Source organism: Pseudoalteromonas phenolica, from assembly GCF_005886345.1.
Classification (GTDB): domain Bacteria; phylum Pseudomonadota; class Gammaproteobacteria; order Enterobacterales; family Alteromonadaceae; genus Pseudoalteromonas; species Pseudoalteromonas phenolica_A.
In genome coordinates, this window is sequence record NZ_PNEC01000008.1 from 49977 (window position 1) to 67390 (window position 17414).

Annotated in this window: 15 protein-coding genes; 6 read left to right on the top strand and 9 right to left on the bottom strand. The window is 40.4% G+C overall.

Annotation, left to right across the window (positions count from 1 at the left end; genetic code table 11):
• Positions 1–222 precede the first annotated feature (222 nt).
• The gene (locus CWB72_RS04210; protein ID WP_130254952.1) at positions 223–1986 is read left to right on the top strand and encodes a sensor histidine kinase; all 1764 of its coding nucleotides are present in this window, start codon (positions 223–225) and stop codon (positions 1984–1986) included.
• Between the two features lie 115 nt (positions 1987–2101).
• Positions 2102–3013, top strand: coding sequence for a recombination-associated protein RdgC (gene rdgC / locus CWB72_RS04215; protein WP_138629484.1), 912 nt, complete (start codon positions 2102–2104; stop codon positions 3011–3013).
• A gap of 103 nt (positions 3014–3116) precedes the next feature.
• Here rdgC and CWB72_RS04220 read toward each other — a convergent pair whose 3' ends face one another.
• Complete coding sequence (locus CWB72_RS04220) at positions 3117–4271, bottom strand: iron-containing alcohol dehydrogenase (RefSeq protein ID WP_138629486.1); 1155 nt, start codon at positions 4269–4271, stop codon at positions 3117–3119.
• A gap of 166 nt (positions 4272–4437) precedes the next feature.
• On the opposite strand from CWB72_RS04220, the gene CWB72_RS04225 reads away from it, so the two are divergent.
• On the top strand, positions 4438–5310 hold the full coding sequence (locus CWB72_RS04225; RefSeq protein ID WP_138629488.1) for an AraC family transcriptional regulator: 873 nt from the start codon (positions 4438–4440) through the stop codon (positions 5308–5310).
• Here CWB72_RS04225 and CWB72_RS04230 read toward each other — a convergent pair.
• Positions 5307–5756, bottom strand: a complete 450-nt coding sequence (locus tag CWB72_RS04230) for a GNAT family N-acetyltransferase (protein WP_171037219.1) — start codon at positions 5754–5756, stop codon at positions 5307–5309. The two genes, CWB72_RS04225 and CWB72_RS04230, sit on opposite strands and share 4 nt — an antisense overlap.
• A gap of 226 nt (positions 5757–5982) precedes the next feature.
• The gene (gene tkt, locus CWB72_RS04235; protein WP_138629492.1) at positions 5983–7977 is read right to left on the bottom strand and encodes a transketolase; all 1995 of its coding nucleotides are present in this window, start codon (positions 7975–7977) and stop codon (positions 5983–5985) included.
• A gap of 263 nt (positions 7978–8240) precedes the next feature.
• Between tkt and metK the strand changes: the two genes are divergently transcribed.
• Positions 8241–9428 (top strand): methionine adenosyltransferase, encoded by a 1188-nt coding sequence (metK, locus tag CWB72_RS04240; protein ID WP_138629494.1) that lies wholly within the window; start codon positions 8241–8243, stop codon positions 9426–9428.
• An 80-nt stretch (positions 9429–9508) separates the two neighbouring features.
• On the opposite strand, the gene CWB72_RS04245 is transcribed toward metK, so the two are convergent.
• From CWB72_RS04245 to CWB72_RS04255, 3 genes are read right to left on the bottom strand one after another with little or no spacing between them, the layout of a single operon-like run.
• On the bottom strand, positions 9509–10354 hold the full coding sequence (locus CWB72_RS04245) for an HDOD domain-containing protein (RefSeq protein ID WP_138629496.1): 846 nt from the start codon (positions 10352–10354) through the stop codon (positions 9509–9511).
• Between the two features lie 52 nt (positions 10355–10406).
• On the bottom strand, positions 10407–11075 hold the full coding sequence (locus tag CWB72_RS04250) for a hypothetical protein (RefSeq protein ID WP_138629498.1): 669 nt from the start codon (positions 11073–11075) through the stop codon (positions 10407–10409).
• Positions 11076–11078: 3 nt separating this feature from the next.
• Positions 11079–12599, bottom strand: a complete 1521-nt coding sequence (locus CWB72_RS04255; protein WP_130254717.1) for a CYTH and CHAD domain-containing protein — start codon at positions 12597–12599, stop codon at positions 11079–11081.
• A 164-nt stretch (positions 12600–12763) separates the two neighbouring features.
• Between CWB72_RS04255 and CWB72_RS04260 the strand changes: the two genes are divergently transcribed.
• Positions 12764–13375 carry a TIGR04211 family SH3 domain-containing protein gene (locus tag CWB72_RS04260; RefSeq protein WP_130254716.1) on the top strand — a complete coding sequence of 204 codons (612 nt, stop codon included), beginning with the start codon at positions 12764–12766 and terminating at the stop codon, positions 13373–13375.
• Positions 13376–13451: 76 nt separating this feature from the next.
• Here the strand turns inward: CWB72_RS04260 and CWB72_RS04265 are convergent, their stop codons facing one another.
• A complete protein-coding gene (locus CWB72_RS04265) occupies positions 13452–14015 on the bottom strand; it encodes a phosphoribosyltransferase (protein ID WP_058030867.1) in 564 nt (187 codons plus the stop codon).
• Positions 14016–14138: 123 nt separating this feature from the next.
• Positions 14139–14849, bottom strand: a complete 711-nt coding sequence (locus CWB72_RS04270) for a tRNA1(Val) (adenine(37)-N6)-methyltransferase (RefSeq protein ID WP_138629500.1) — start codon at positions 14847–14849, stop codon at positions 14139–14141.
• A 68-nt stretch (positions 14850–14917) separates the two neighbouring features.
• Here CWB72_RS04270 and srmB point away from each other — a divergent pair, with 68 nt between their 5' ends.
• Entirely contained in the window at positions 14918–16150 is a 1233-nt protein-coding gene (gene srmB / locus CWB72_RS04275; protein WP_058030869.1) for an ATP-dependent RNA helicase SrmB, read from the top strand.
• A 61-nt stretch (positions 16151–16211) separates the two neighbouring features.
• Here the strand turns inward: srmB and CWB72_RS04280 are convergent, their stop codons facing one another.
• Positions 16212–17378, bottom strand: coding sequence for an MFS transporter (locus CWB72_RS04280; RefSeq protein ID WP_138629502.1), 1167 nt, complete (start codon positions 17376–17378; stop codon positions 16212–16214).
• Positions 17379–17414 lie beyond the last annotated feature (36 nt).

Below are 17414 nucleotides of genomic sequence, written 5' to 3' on the forward strand. Positions count from 1 at the left end.
TCACTCGAAATTAACCAACTAATAGTACCTTATTTAAAATTATTTATAACATATTAATCTTAAGACATACTTAAAGCACTAAATCAGACCGATATAATATCTAACCAGACAATGGCATTGTAAACAATAATGCCAGATAAATATTTATTTTTACGTCTTTATTAGCTAAGTTTAACAACAGACATATCTATTTGTACAAAATCAGGGAGCCTAGCTTCATTCATGCTACAAAAAAGCCTATCAAAAAAGCTACTTACGAATGTGCTATCGGTTTACTTTTTGTTAACTTTCCTTGTCACATGTGGTCAGGTCGTTACTGAGTATATCAATACTAAAAATTATATTCAGAACGAGTTAACCATGCTGCAAAAAACTTTTAGCCGAAGTTTAACGCGTGCTATTTGGGAATTAAACACCAAGCAAACCGTTACTACTGCAGAAGGCCTGCTGGCAATCCCTATGATTGAAGGCATTATCGTACGTGACGATAGTGGTGAAATTATCTCTCAACTAGGTCGCTCTCTTGATATTCATGAGCTGTATAGCCAACAACTTGTTCAAGAAGAAGCAATCATCGAAGATACACCTTCTGGCCTCTTTGGATATACCTTTCCACTCATTTTCGAGTTTTCAGGTCGAGCGACACAAGTTGGTGATGTCACACTCTTCTCAAGCCGGGAAGTTGTGCTTAGCCGTATTATGTTATCTATATATTTCTTACTTGGTAACGCAGTCGTAAAGACCACTTTCCTAATCATTTTATTTTTAATTGCTTTCAGAAAGCTGCTAACAGAACCATTAACTGACTTAACTGAACAGATTGAAGCATTTGAGTTAAATGATGACATCGATGGACAGCGCATTGACATTGGCACAACGGAACGCAATGAGTTAAAAGTGATGGAGGAGGCTTTCAATAAACTGATAGACAAAGTCAGTGACTATCGCAACCAACTCGATGACACGCAAAAAGAACTATTAATCAGTAATGAGAAGTTAGACCAACACAATTTGCAGCTAGAGCAAGAAGTTGCTCGAAAAACATCAAACCTCAGCCAAGCCATGATGGACTTACAGCAGCAAAAATACGAACTTGAAAAACAAAAACTTACACTTACAGAAGAAATCGACTTACGTCGTCAAACTGAACAAGAATTGCTGACTAAACAAAAAGAACTTGAGCGTTATTTAGATGAATTAAACATGGCCCAAGAACGCCTTGTTGGGTCTGAAAAAATGGCGGCATTAGGTGGTTTAGTAGCGGGTATAACGCACGATATCAACACCCCTGTTGGCATTGGTGTTACAGCAACCTCATTTTTGCAAGAACGTTTGGAGCAAATTGAAGCAGCTTATAAAGACAAAACACTTTCTCCAAAAGCGCTTGAAGAGTTTATTAACGACGCTAAGCAAAGCACCAGTTTACTGACTACAAACTTAGATAGAGCCTCTGAGCTGGTTGCTAGCTTTAAGCAGATTGCGGTAGACCAAGCCAGTGAGGCTGTCCGCAATATCAATTTGAAGCAATATCTTGCTGAGGTTATTCGCTCGTTGCATCCCAAATTAAAGAAAACCAAGCATGCGATTAATATTGAATGTCCTGAAGACCTTCAATTGAATTTACCTGCAGGTGCAATTAGCCAGATTTTTACCAACTTGATTATGAACTCACTTATTCATGGATTTGAAGGTATTGATCAGGGTGAGATTAATATAGAGATTAAAAATGATAACGAGGATGTAGTTATTCATTACAAGGACAATGGCCGTGGTGTGAGCCAAACGCAACTTGAAAAGTTATTCGACCCTTTCTTTACAACTAAACGCGACCAAGGTGGTAGTGGTTTAGGCACACATATAACGTTGAACCTGGTAAAACAGACATTAAACGGAGAAATAGAAGTAAACAGTGAGGAAGGAAAAGGCTTGAGTTATTTGATCCGATTCCCTAAGACACTACAACAACCGACAAGTATGTTCGATTAAAATACAGCTTTCTTTAACTGATTTAAGCCCTGATTATTCGGGGCTTAATTTTATCCCCCAAGCAAAATAAATATTGCTATCATAGCCAACATTAAAATCAGTGGATAATAACAATATGTGGTTCAGCAACCTGATCTGTTACAGATTCAAACAAGACGTTTCATATAACCAAGAAGACTTTGAAAAAGCCTTAGAGCAAGACGTATTCCGCCCTTGTGGTAGCCAAGAAATGAATACATTTGGCTGGACAAAAGCATTTGGCAAACACGGGCAAATTTTATCGCACTTCTCTGAAAAAAGTATTTTAGTGTGTGCAAAACGTGAAGAGAAGGTGCTTCCTGCTTCAGTTATCAACGATATGCTAGCTGAAAAAATTGAATTAATTGAACGCGAAGAAAACCGTCCAGTTAAGAAAAAAGAAAAAGATGAGCTTAAGGAGAACATCTTAAGCACATTGCTTCCTCAAGCGTTCAAAAAATCGAGCCTACAATTTGCTTTTATAGATCAAGTAAATGGCTGGGTTATTGTGAACAGTGCGAGCTTTAATAAAGCCGAAGAGTTACTCGCACTACTTAGAAAGTCATTAGGCACACTGCCTGTGGTACCTGCGTTTGCTAACTATGATTTAGATGTATTCTTAACTGACTGGCTAACTCACTTTAATGCCCCTGATGGTTTCGCGATTGGCTCAGATGCAGAACTGCAAGAGCCTGATGACAACGGTGCGCAAGTTAAATTAAAGCAGCATGATTTAGCCAGCGAAGAGATCAAAACTCACTTAGAAAATGGTAAGCGTGTTACTAAACTAGCGCTTGATTGGCGTGAACGTGTGAAGTTCATTTTGCAAAATGACGGTACATTAAAACGCTTAAGCTATGCCGATGCGCTAAAAGAGCAAAATGCAGATATTCCAAAAGAAGATATGGCCATTAAGTTAGATGCCGATTTCATCTTAATCACAGAAGAAATTAAAGAGCTACTTGAAGAACTCACTTCTGGGTTAGGTGATAAAGAAGATTTAGCTTAATCTTTTATTCAAAGTACAAAATGAATACTTAAACTAGAAAGGAGCCAAACGGCTCCTTTTTTATAAGATGGATTAACCTAAGCTTAGGTTAAATTAAATGAATTTACTTGGCTGCTAACAGTATCTCTTTAACGATATCTAACGTTAGATCACCAGTTTCACTTAATTGAGTTAATCCCATTTTTTCCATATTAGCTACTACCGTATCAATGCCTTCATCATCGATACCATAGTGAGACAGTGCAGTAACAATATCTAATGAGTTGAAAAACGCTTCAGTCTTATCTATTGCCTGATTAATCTTCTCGTCTTCAGTGCCGTCTGTAATGTCCCATACACGCTCAGCAAATTGTACTAGCTTGTCATGTTTATGTGCTTTACGTACTCTTAATAAGCTAGGAAGAACAATGGCGAGTGTACGACCGTGCGCAATACCGAACATCGCTGTCAGTTCATGACCAATCATGTGAGTTGACCAATCCTGTGGTACACCAACACCGATAATGCCATTCAGAGCAGATGTAGCTGACCACATAAAGTTCTTACGAGCCGCTAAATCATCACTTTGATAAGTAACCGGGCCATCTTCAATTAAGGTTCTTAAAATTCCTTCAGAGAATCTGTCTTGCACTTTTGCACCGACAGGCTGAGTCAGGTATTGCTCAACTACGTGCACAAACGCATCTGCTACGCCATTCGCCACCTGCTCTTTTGGTAAAGAGAAAGTAAAGTCTGGATCTAGCACTGAAAACTGTGGATACACTAGTGGCGATGTAATTGGGTATTTTTGCTCATTGTAGGTCACCACAGAAAAGGCATTCATTTCAGAGCCAGTCGCAGGTAAAGTCGCAATACAACCAAGCGGTACCGCTTTTTCAACTGGCACAGGATTAAAGCCGTGGAACAATAATGTATGATGATCTTTATCAGCATTCGCTGCTAAAGCGATAAATTTTGTGCCATCCATCACTGAGCCACCGCCAACAGCAAGTAAAAAGTCGATGTCGTTCTCTTTCACCACTTTTACCGCTTTCATTAAAGTCTCAAATTGCGGATTTGGCTCAATACCACCAAATTCAATTACTTCGCGATCACCTAAATTGCTAACCACTTTTTCTAGGGTGCCAAAGCGCTTAACGCTACCACCACCATATAAAACCATTACTTTTGCCGATGCTGGAATAAGCTTATCTAGTTCGCCCAGTCTATCTTGACCAAATACGATTCGAGTCGGATTGTAAAAATCAAAGTTTTGCATAATGTGCCCCTATGTATTTTGTTAAGTACAGAATAGCAATTCATAGGTTTATTAAAATGACTTAAACCATCAATATCATGCCTAAAACTCTCACTCTTAATAAATCCAGTTAAAAGTACTTTCCCTCTTGGTATAATAAATCCATCAAATAACTTGGTAACGAACGATGCAATCACTCATTACACAACTAGAACTATTAGCACCCTCTGAAGGTTATAACCAGACATTTATTAACGGCGTTGGTATCTATAAAAGCAGTGAAAGCGCACAAAAAACGCCACTGTGTTACAGCCAAGGCATTATTTTTGTTCTACAAGGGCAAAAACGGGTCTTTTTCGATGAGCAAATTTATACTTATAACCCAGATAATTATTTGGTCCTCACCGTGCCTTTACCTGCAGAGTGTGAAACACAACTTATAAACAACAAACCGTTACTGTCATTAATCATCGACTTTGATATGCCTTTACTTGGGGAGTTAGTAAGGGTATTTGATGAACATGGAAAACTAAATAGCAGCGATAAAATTAACAATGCAAAAGGCCTATTCGTCAGTGAAAATACCGACGCTTTATCTTGCACGCTCACTCGATTAGTTGATTGTTTAAGCTCAAAGTTACAATCTGACGTTATTGGTAAGGGCTTGATAAGGGAAGTCTTTTATTATGTATTGCAAGGCCCACAAGCATCGCCTTTATTTGATCTCGTCTCACATAATACGCATATGTCTAAAATGGAGCGCATACTCAAGCATCTGCATAATCACTATGATGACAAGCTTGATGTTGAACAACTCGCTAGTATGGCAAATATGAGCCCCTCGACTTTTCACAGAAACTTTAAACAGATAACCGCATCTTCACCCATCCAATACGTAAAGAAGCTCAGATTATCTAAAGCCAAAGAGTTGTTGCAAGATCAAGGGCTCAAAGTAAAACAGGCCGCGGCACAAGTTGGCTATGAAAGTGCTACCCAGTTTAGTCGCGAATTTACACGTTACTTTGGTCTATCACCGAGTGATTATGCCAAAGCGAATTAAAAATGCTTTTCGAAGAGTAGCAGCTGATGCTCACCATGCTGACAGCGCTTAAACTCTTGGTAGCCAAGTTTACGGTAGATGTGTTGCCCTCTTTCATTAAAGTCAAACACATCTAGCCAAATTCGCTGGCAAGCGAAGTGCTCAAGGCAATATTGCTCCATCGCTTGAATAGCCAACTGCCCTATTCCAGCACCGCGATGACCTATCACTATGCGCCTAAACTCAATAGTGTTATTGGGCTCCAAAGCAAGGATAATAAAACCCACCAACTGTTCACTTTGAAAAACTGACAAGTATTGAATTGCAGGGTCTTGCATACTGACCAAGTGCAGCTCTTTGGAATTGGCTAAGATATATTCACTCACGTCAGACTGCTGCTCCCACGTCACCAAATCATCTAAATGCGCTTCATGAGTAGCAAAAAGTTTTATGTACAGCTTTGACATCATTTTTCCTAAATACCAATCCCCAATAATACTAAAATCATTTTGAAGGACTAAAACTGATGCTAGCTTCGTTAAAAATTTCTTATTTAGAACAACTAAATTGCAAAATTTTAGCCTCGCTATCGACTAGTTTTCCTTGCCTCAAAATAGCTCTCTCTATTAAGAGGATTGGTATAAAAAAACCCGCAGCAAGTGCGGGTTTAAAATCATTTAATTTAGTTATGGATTAAGCAAATAAACGGTTAGCTTGTGCTACCACATTGTCAACTGTGAAGCCGAAGTGTTCAAAAAGCTCACCTGCAGGTGCTGACTCACCAAATGTTGACATACCAACCACTGCGCCGTTTAAGCCAACATACTTGAACCAGTAGTCAGCAATACCCGCTTCAACGGCAACACGACGTGTTACTGCAGCTGGTAAAACGCTTTCTTTATATTCAGCTGACTGTGCATCAAATACATCAGTTGAAGGCATAGACACAACACGTACTTTCTTGCCTTGTAAGCGTAACTCTTTCGCAGCATCTACTGCTAACTGTACTTCTGAACCTGTAGCAATCAAAATAAGCTCAGGGTTACCGTCACAGCTAAGCACATAACCACCTTGCTTAATTGCAGCAACTTGTGCTTCGTCACGTGCTTGTTGCTCTAAACCTTGGCGAGTAAAGATAAGTGATGTTGGGCCATCTTTGCGTTCAATCGCTTGCTGCCAAGCAACTGCAGACTCAACTTGGTCACATGGACGCCAGTTTACTAGGTTAGGTGTTAAGCGCATGCTGGCAATTTGCTCAACCGGTTGGTGCGTCGGACCATCTTCACCCAGACCAATTGAATCGTGAGTATAAACAAAGATGCTTGGCTGCTTCATTAATGCTGCCATACGTACCGCGTTGCGCGCGTACTCCATGAACATTAAAAAAGTTGCACCATAAGGTACGAAGCCTTTGTGTAGTGCAATACCGTTCATGATTGCTGACATACCAAATTCACGTACACCGTAGAAAATGTAGTTACCTGAAGCATCATCAGCCGTTAAGCCTTTTGAGCCTTCCCATAGAGTCAGGTTAGAGCCTGCAAGATCAGCTGAGCCGCCCATAAATTCAGGAAGAATTGGACCAAATGCATTCAGTGCATTTTGTGACGCTTTACGTGTCGCAGGATTAGCTGGGTTTGCTTGAAGCTCTGCAATGTATTTTTCAGTTTCAGCTTGCCAGTTTGTAGGTAGTTCGCCTTTCATTCGACGCTCAAACTCAGCCGCAAGTTCAGGGTACGCCATTTGGTACTCTGTGAATTTCACTAACCAGTGGCTTTGTGCTTGTTGACCACGAGAAGAGGCATCCCACTTCGCGTAGATGTCTTCAGGGATTTCAAACGCATCGTGATCCCAACCAAGGAATTCACGTGCTGCTTTAATTTCTTCATCACCTAATGGTGCACCGTGACAATCGTGGCTACCTGATTTGTTTGGTGAGCCATAACCAATTACTGTCTTACAGCAAATAAGTGTTGGCTTGTCAGTTTCTGCACGAGCCGCTTCGATTGCCGCTTTAATTGCATCGCTATCGTGACCGTCTACATCAGCAATTACATGCCAGCCGTAAGATTCAAAACGTTTCGGTGTATCATCGCTGAACCAGCCTTCTACTTCACCATCGATTGAGATGCCGTTGTCATCCCAGAATGCGATAAGCTTACCAAGACCTAGTGTACCGGCTAATGAACAAGCTTCATGTGAAATACCTTCCATTAAACAGCCATCGCCTAAGAAGGTGTAAGTGAAGTGGTTTACAATATCAAATTCGTCACGGTTGAATTGCGCTGCAAGTGCTTTCTCAGCAATCGCCATACCTACCGCGTTAGTGATACCCTGGCCTAGTGGGCCTGTTGTTGTTTCTACACCTGGTGCATAGCCGTACTCTGGGTGGCCCGGTGTTTTAGAATGCATTTGACGGAAGTTTTTCAGATCATCAATAGAAAGATCATAACCGCTCAGGTGCAACAAAGAATAAATAAGCATAGAGCCGTGACCGTTTGACAGAATAAAGCGGTCTCTGTCAGCCCACTCTGGGTTGCTTGGGTTGTGCTTTAAATAATCGCGCCACAGTACTTCTGCGATATCGGCCATGCCCATTGGTGCTCCAGGGTGGCCTGATTTAGCTTTTTGTACTGCGTCCATAGACAGAACGCGAATGGCATTTGCAAGTTCTTTGCGAGACGGCATGAATTCTCCTACCTTTAATAATGTTGCGCTGAAATGTCAGTGTTCTCATTCTGACTCATTTATGGTGCTTTCTGCAACGTAAATACCTGAGAAAAAGAGAGCTAAACCTGCTTATTTCAAGATCTGCAATTGAAAAAATCTAATTCAGACGTCTAGGCGTAAAAAAGCTAGGCAAGTTAATTTGTTTTAGATAGAATACGCCCCTTATTTTTTCGCGCTATCCCCGATGTTCGTGAAGCGCAATATTTGTGAGCATAGATACAATGGCAAAACACTTATTTACTTCTGAGTCTGTTTCTGAAGGTCATCCGGATAAAATCGCTGATCAGATCTCTGACGCGGTACTAGATGCAATCATTACGCAAGACAAACACGCACGTGTTGCTTGTGAAACTATGGTTAAAACAGGCGTTGCGATCATCTCTGGTGAAATTTCAACAGATGCTTGGGTAGACCTAGAGTCAATCACGCGTAAAGTAATCACAGATATCGGTTACACGTCTTCTGATGTAGGTTTTGACGGTGACACATGTGGCATTATGAACCTTATCGGTCAACAATCTCCTGAAATTGCACAAGGCGTAGACCGTTCTAAGCCAGAAGAGCAAGGTGCGGGTGACCAAGGTCTAATGTTTGGTTATGCAACGAACGAAACACCAACGCTTATGCCTGCGCCACTTTACTACTCACACTTATTAGTAGAGCGTCAAGCACAAGCGCGTAAATCAGGTATCCTACCTTGGTTACGTCCTGATGCTAAATCTCAGGTAACTTTCGTATATGAAGATGGTAAACCTGTTGCTATCGATGCTGTTGTACTTTCAACTCAGCACAACCCAGACATCGAGCAGGATGCACTGGTTGATGCTGTTATGGAAAACATCATCAAGCACACGCTACCTGCAGAGTTATTAACTGAAGATACTAAATACTTCATCAACCCAACGGGTCGTTTCGTGATCGGTGGTCCAGTAGGTGACTGTGGTCTAACAGGCCGTAAAATCATCGTTGACACATACGGTGGTATGGCACGTCACGGTGGTGGCGCTTTCTCTGGTAAAGATCCATCAAAGGTTGACCGTAGTGCAGCTTACGCTGGTCGTTATGTTGCTAAAAACATTGTTGCAGCAGGCCTTGCTGATAAGTGTGAAATCCAAGTTTCTTACGCTATCGGTGTAGCTGAGCCAACGTCAATCACAATTGATACGTTTGGTACTGGTAAAGTTTCTGAAGAGAAGTTAGTTGAGTTAGTTCGTGAGCACTTCGACTTACGTCCTTACGGTATCACTAAGATGCTAGACCTTCTTCACCCTATGTACCAAATGACTGCAGCATACGGTCACTTCGGTCGTGAGCCGTTTGAAATGACGGTAGGTGATGATACTTTCACCGCATTCAGCTGGGAAAAAACAGACAAAGCAGACGCACTAAGAGCTGCTGCTGGCTTATAATTTTAAGTCATCTGTTAAAAAGGCGCTTGCCTGAAAAGAAGCGCCTTTTTTAACACCTAAGTTTTACCAAAAAATAGTCGTTAGTGTATAAAGTACTCTTCTACATCTTCTTTAAGGTTAGTGTAATCATCGTCACTTAATTCTAATGCAACTAACACCAAATCTTTAAATGCGAACCAATCACCGCAAGGTCTAAAATGCTTTGCTTCAAAGGATAAATTCTCTGCTAGTTTCATTGCCGCGAAAGTCGCTTTGAGTGTTGGGTCTGTTTCTTCCTTTAAGTATGATTCATCGTGATGTCGTAAAATCATTTGGCAGATAGGCTTAGGAAGGTGCCAAGAGGATGCTAGGTAATAGCCAACGATGGTATGACTTACCGGATATATTTGCTCCTCGTAGTAGAGCAGACTCTTCTCACCCCTTTGATAAGCTCGTGTCATCAAATCATTATAATTATCAAAGCGCATTGCCATTGCGGGTATCCCTGAATCATGGAATAACCCAAGAAGTTGAAGGTTTTCTAGCGGTACAGTAGTTTTAATTTGTTTACCTATTGCCATTGCCAATTGCGACATATCGGTAGCATTATCCCAAAACCGCTGCAGTGAAATACTACATTCCTCCTGTTCAAAGGCATTCTTTAGCAAATGGCCTGTCACTAATTGTGTAATGCAATTTACACCTAAAAGTATCACAGCCTGTCGTATATCTGAAATGGTTCTTGACATGCCGTAAGCTGGAGAATTAATAACCTTCAAGACTGCAGCAGCAGTCCCTACATCTTCACTTATAATCTCAGCAATATTACCAAGTTCAGGCTCATCACTATTCAATTCATTTTGTAAATTTTGTAATACTTCAGGCTTTGAGGGCAAACTAAAACCAGACTTCAGATCTGCCAACACCTTGTCATCAATGTCGATCATACGTGGCGTTTTTTTGGGTAGTCGTTTGCTGATTGTAGTAGAGGAATTGCGATTACTCAAAGCCGATACAATTAGACATCTCTAACTTAAATGACTTTGAATACTGAGGCTTAAGGAGAAAATGAGCTAAGTTATTGAAAGTATGCCTAACCCCTTTTAAAGCGGTTTTATTACTTAACCAACGTGGTATTTTACCTTGCGGATTGGCATAAATCTCATGCTGAATATGAAGACCATTTTGTTTGTCTTCAAGCAGCCAAAACCCTTCTACGGGGGTGACTAAAATAGCATTTATATCTTTTTCTATGAATTTATTTAATTTAGCTTCACCTACAGATCGGATTATGATTTTTGATTTCGATTCGTTAATTTTTTTATGACAAGAGTGTGTAAGCATTACCCTATCTGTAACAGGCCAAGGCGCTGCAAGCTCAGTATAAACAATATCTTCAGCACTATTGGGAGAATTAATTTTTTCAACTTTGCTAACATTTTTGAGCCAATTTGACGCATTTTGGGTATCGTTTAGTAAGGCGATTAAACTCATGCGATCCGCATTAGGAATGAAAGTGGCTGCCTGAATTGCAATTACGCCAGAATCTTGCGTTTGAAACTTGATAACTAAATTATCTTTACTATGCCAAGTTATCCAATTGGCCTTTGTATCTAATGAAAGAAATAAGAAAAAGCTCCATAAAGCCATTTTATAGAGCTTCATCATATTTTATCGCCAATAAGGCATGCTATTTAGAGAGACTTTACGGCTTTGTTCCATTGCCTGAACTAAAAAATCAGCTTTTTTAACAAGCCAAGCTTTTATTTCTTCAAGTTCAGATGAGTCTTGCCTTTCACACAATAATTTAAGGTAGGCTAATGTTTCTAACTCATAGATGCCATAGGCAATATCAATCCAAGGTGTACGAAATGCTTGGCGTATCTCTTTATCATACAAAGACCCCAAACAATTACCACTCAGCAAAGCCCTGTCCAGTCTCGAGCGAAGTGATAGATAATCCTCTGTAGACAAACTCTTGCCTTCAGGCAAAGCTGATTGAAGTCCATGCCAATCTTTTTCGAAGGCGGTATTTGCTACTTCTTTAATAGGTAATTCTGCAGCAGTAACTGCATTTTGACTCCATTCTTGACGCCAGCCCTTATCAACTAACCATAGAGTTAAAGAGAGCAAAAGCTTGTTGTAGCGAGGGCTATTAAATAAATCTTCAATATCATTGACGCTTGGCTGTTCAGCTTTTAATTCAGCGATTAAAGCTGCAAGCGCATCTGCATTATTGATTTTTTTATAATAAGCATGACGTTTAGATGTATAGGTCTTGAGGTGAATCGCATTTTCAACCCAATCAAGCTCTGACATTAACCAATCAATTTCTCCAAGTAATCGTTCTGTTGAACGCCCTTCCACAATTGGAGTAAATAATTTAAAGGCATGCTTAATAAGGTTTACGCCATCAATCACACGCTTTAAAGTTTTTAAACTTGGTTTGTTGAAATAACATTGCTCGTGCTTTTGTACAAACTCAATGCCATAATTCACACACTGCACAAGTGCTTTTTCTTGAGTTGCATGGCGGTTCAGTTTCACAACACCAATGTATTTATTAGCCGTTAGTGGCTTATCATCCGCTAAACGATATCCTCTAGCTGCTTTAGAATATAAGCCCATTCTCAAGCCACCCATTGCGACTAGATGATCAGCAAGCAGGAATAAGTCATTGCGATCGCCTTCGACTAACTCGATCTCTAACTCTGAAATGCTCTCGACCTGACCCTGAGCAACAATCTCGCCTTTGTCTAGCACCACTTCTATTGTTGAGCCCTGCTCAGTTTCAATCAACCATGTACGGCGGATGAAGTTTGTACTAAAAATAGGATAAAGGTTGTCATTTATTGCCGTAACCTGCATACCATGTGGCCATATATTTGGCTTAAATGCATTTAAGTTTGGCCTTGTTGAATCAAGCGGTAAGTTATACTCTGGACGTTGATGTAACCCCCCAACGACTTGCCCTGCCAATTTGATCGTTTGCTCACAATCACCATCACAGCAACGTGTTCTCAAACCAATATCAAGCGCTCTAAGCTCTCTGTTTGGGGTATCAAAATAAGCATTTTTTAAATTTTTGGCGGGTTTATTTTTAACAGTTTTAGCAAACTGCATAATGAGGCCAGGGATCAGCGGAACCTCATTGTCTGAAAGTAAAAACTTCAGTTCTATCTCTGTGTCCATTAGGGCAAGTGATTACCTATAAAATTGTAGAAGGGTAAAAATATACAAAGCAGTAGCCATTTGCAATCTTTTTGCCGCAAGTTCAAGGAAGTTTAGCGCTTCACTTGATATTGCCCTTTGAAATTCATACTATCTGAAAAAACTACTCTCTATAAAGGTCACGGATGTTAAAACGTATTTTAGTGCCAACACTTTTCGCACTTGTTTCGCACTATTCACTCGCTGAAGAGGTGCAAGCTGCTGAAACAAACAACGCTAGCGAAAATGTAGCCTATATTTCAGATAATCTATTCGTTTATGTACATTCTGGACCTGGCAAAAATTACCGTATTGTCGGTTCAGTAGATGCAGGCAGTCAAATTGCGCTGATGCAAGGTAATGAAAATGGTTTTCAGCAAATCACTGACGACAAAGGACGCGAAGTGTGGGTTGAATCACAATTTGTTTCAACCCAAGCTGGCTTTGCCATGCAGTTAGATGAGTTAGGCTTACAACTACAGCAAACTCAACAAGCATTGAATGATGCACAGACAGATTTACCTCGCTTACAGCAGCTCAATCAAGACCTAGAATCTGAAAATCAAAATTTACAGCAAACGATCCAACGCTTAGAAAAATCTGTAGAAGATGAAAAGCAAAAAGCCCTGAACTCAGATCAAGCTGAACAACATCTCATGTTAACGTATGGTGGAGCTATTGGTATTGGTGGTTTACTAATTGGTGTAATTCTAACTTTATTGCTCTCTCGTAAAAAACGTTACGATGGATGGGCATAGAACATTATTAGTCTCAAAATCATTACTTAAAAAAACCGCATTTCAAAATGCGGTTTTTTTATTTTTGTCTGCAATGCTATTTAGTAAATAACTCACTGATATTACTTAAATCTGATTTACCCTCTGCGATTTCATCTGGCGTTAAACCTGATAACTCATGCGGAAACACTAACCACTCATCTGATTCATGAATGAAATAATCAGGCTTCATAGGTACTTTAGTATTCTTTGGCTTGTAGTAAGGGCAAGCTGTACGAATGTCTTTAGGCAAGTTTAAACGCATTAGCTCAGAAAGCTTTTCTTTTAATGCAAAAATACTGCGGCCTGAATCAAACACATCGTCCACAATGAGTAACGAGTCATCTGCATTCGCATTTTCGATAATGTAATGAAGACCGTGTACTTTAATTTCTTTTGATTGTTTGCCGATACCATAGTAAGAAGATGTACGCACAGCAATATGATCTGTCTCTATACCTTTGTAATCGTAATACTCTTGCACAGCGATACCGATAGGCGCACCACCTCGCCAAATACCAATGATGAAGTCAGGACGGAAACCATCATCATAAACTTGCGCGGCTAAACGAAAAGAATCCTCAAGCAACTGCTGTGCTGTGATATAGCACTTATCTGACATACAAACCCCGTGAAATATTTATAAAAAGAAAAGGTATCCAGCACATATAAACAGCCAGATATAACCTTGTATTCTAGCGCATCTAAATCAAAAATGCGCAAACTCCCCAATTAAGGAACATCTTTACATTTTTAAGTAAAAGTCACGACAAAGTGTTGTAAAGTCTTCGCTGTATTGACCGTTTTCATGAATACACAACACCGTATTCTCAGGCTCAACAAAAACTCTGTTAGAAGCATATTCAAACTCGAGTAATAAACGGCTGGCAGCCTTGCGCTCTGTCGTTTTCACCTCGCATTTACGCACAAGATGCAAATCTTGTTGTTGAGCTAGCGCAATAAACTCTAATCCTTCTTTGTAAGGTAGCACCACTGCTAAACAACTTAATGGATGAGATAAACGTTTAAATTCATTTAGTAACGCACTGAAACTCAATGAATCCGTATGGCGCGCTAAATTTCGGGCTGCCGATGGACCTTTTAAGCTATCATTAAAATATGGTGGGTTACTGATCACCAAGTCGAATTGAATATCGCTCTGAAAATCTTGAATAGCAGATTGATGTAAAATAATACCATCCTGCCATGGGCTGTTTTGGATATTCAAATGCGCATCTTGAAACGCACCAGATTCAATCTCAACGGCTGTCACAGCTAAACATTCAGAACGTTGCTTGCACATCAAAGACAATAGCCCTGTGCCTGCACCGACATCTAGCAAGCTTTTTACTCCTGACAAATTCACCCAAGCACCAAGCAAAATTCCATCGGTTGAGACCTTCATTGCGGTGTTCTCTTGCTCTATACAAAACTGCTTAAACGCAAAGCCTGCCATAATCTCGCTTTTCCAAATTCACTATCACGCGTATAATTGAGCACATTGTCCTTTATTTATGATGCACTATGCAATTTTCTGAATTTGATCTAGACGGTAAAGTCCTCTCAGCTATTGATAAAATGGGATTCAAAACCGCCACCAGCATTCAACAACTTTCTATTCCTGAAGGTCTGATGGGTCGAGATATTCTTGCCTCAGCACCAACAGGCACGGGTAAAACAGCTGCGTTTTTAATTCCTGCAATCCAATACTTGTTAGATTTCCCACGTCGCGATCCAGGCTTTGCACGTGTATTAATTATGACGCCTACCCGTGAGCTTGCTTACCAAGTACATGAGCAATGTCAGTTACTTGCGGCAAATACCCACCTTAAAATTGGTGTCGTAACCGGTGGTATTAACTACGGCAGTCACAAAGAAATTTTCGAAAAGAACAACGATATCTTAATCGCGACGCCGGGTCGTTTGATGGAATATCTTGAAACTGAAAACTTCCACGCAGAAAACGTTGAGCTACTTATTCTTGATGAAGCCGACCGCATGCTAGACATGGGTTTCAAAAAAGAAATGCTACGTATTTGTGATGAAGCAAAAAATCGCCGTCAATGTTTCTTATTCTCTGCCACCCTTGAAGGCGACAGTGTGGAGTTATTCGCCGATCGCATTCTTAATGACCCAGCCTTACTTGAAGCTGAGCCATCACGCAAAGAGAAAGGAAAAATTCATCAATGGGTGCACCTAGCTGATGACTATAATCACAAACTAAAGCTACTTGTTGAGTTACTTAAGAACGAAGAGGAAGTACAAAAAGCGATTGTCTTCGTTAAAACGCGTGAGCGACTAGAAAAGCTTGTTGGTGAGCTTTATTCTCACGATATTAAAACCACTTGGTTACGTGGTGAGATGCCTCAAGACAAGCGTATGACGGCCATGGCCAACTTCCAAGCGGGCCGAACACGTATTCTAGTAGCGACTGATGTAGCCGCGCGTGGTATTGATGTTCAAGACATAACCCATGTATTTAACTTCGATATGCCGCGTACAGCAGACATTTACGTACACCGTATCGGCCGTACAGGTCGCGCAGGTAAAAAAGGCACGGCTATCTCTTTAGTTGAAGCCCATGATATGGCAATTTTAGGTAAGGTTCAGCGTTACACCGAACAACAACTAAAATCTCGTGTTATTAAAGGCTTAGAACCTAAAAACAAACCAGCTAAGCTGCCTAAAAAGAAAAAAGATCCGGCTAAAATAAAAGCTAAGAAAAAGGCAAAAGCCAAAGTTAAAAAGAAAAAGTAACTATCAAGCTTAGTTGAAGTTAAAAGGGTCTTTCAGACCCTTTTTCATTTTATGTCTCTAATTATGTCTCTAAAGCTACTTTTAACCTAGGCTTTAATCGCCAGATAATACCCGCGGCCAAAAGCATCACAGGGATAGTCAGCATATTTAATAACTGCCAGCCTATTTCAGCCTCAAGCCAGCCTGCGCCCAATGAAGAAACCGTCACCATACTAAAAACGAGGAATTCATTACTGGCTTGTGATTTAGCCCGCTCATGGGGCAAATAGCTCTCGCTGACCATTTGTGTAGCAGCGATAAACATAAAGTTCCAACCAACACCTAACAAACACAACGCCACTAAGAAATGCCAATGGCTCAGCCCCATTAAATTCACCAAACAACACAGCAGTACAATGACTACACCTGCTTGCATGATGTTGCTCTGACCAAAGCGATTAATTAGCTTACCGGTAAAAAATGAGGGTACAAACATCCCTAAAACATGCCATTCAATCACAAGTGCTGACTCAGCAAGATCATAACCATGGCGATGCATCGCCAAAGGTGTGGCGGTCATCAACAAGTTCATTGTGGTGTAGCTGATCATCGCAATCAATACGGCAAGCAAAAACTTAGGCTGCGTCATAATCTCAGATAAAGGCCGTTGTGGTTTATCTGCGCTTGCTTGGCTGAGCTCATTAAACTTCACAAGCTGTAATAAACAAAATGCCAAGATATAAAGGCCCATCAAGGCAACAAAGGCATTGGCATAATTAATTTCAGGGTAATGATTATTCACCCAAACCGCTAAATTTGGACCTAATACTGCCGCCACGACACCGCTGGCCATCACTGCTGAAATTGCAGTAGCAGGATTGTCACTCACTTCAATGGCTGCAAAACGATATAGGGTTGCGAACCCAATGCCAACTCCAATTAAAAAAGTAGCTAATGAAAATAGCCAAAACTGACTATTCAGTAATGAATAAAACCCTAAGATCGTACCACTGATCCCAATAAGATTACCCAAACTAAAACCTTTTCTACGGCCTATTTTAGCCATTAATAACGAGGCTGGCACTGTAGTCAACAATAATCCCAACATTTGTGTTGCTACCGGTAACGTTGTAAGTGCACTCGATGGGCTTAATGCTTGACCCACAAGCGCAGCAATTGTCACTAATAAGATATTACCCGTGGTGATCAAGCCCTGACAGATAGCCAAGAAAAGGACGTTTTTATTCATTATTACTCTAAATTGTGTAGAAGATGATTCGATGGT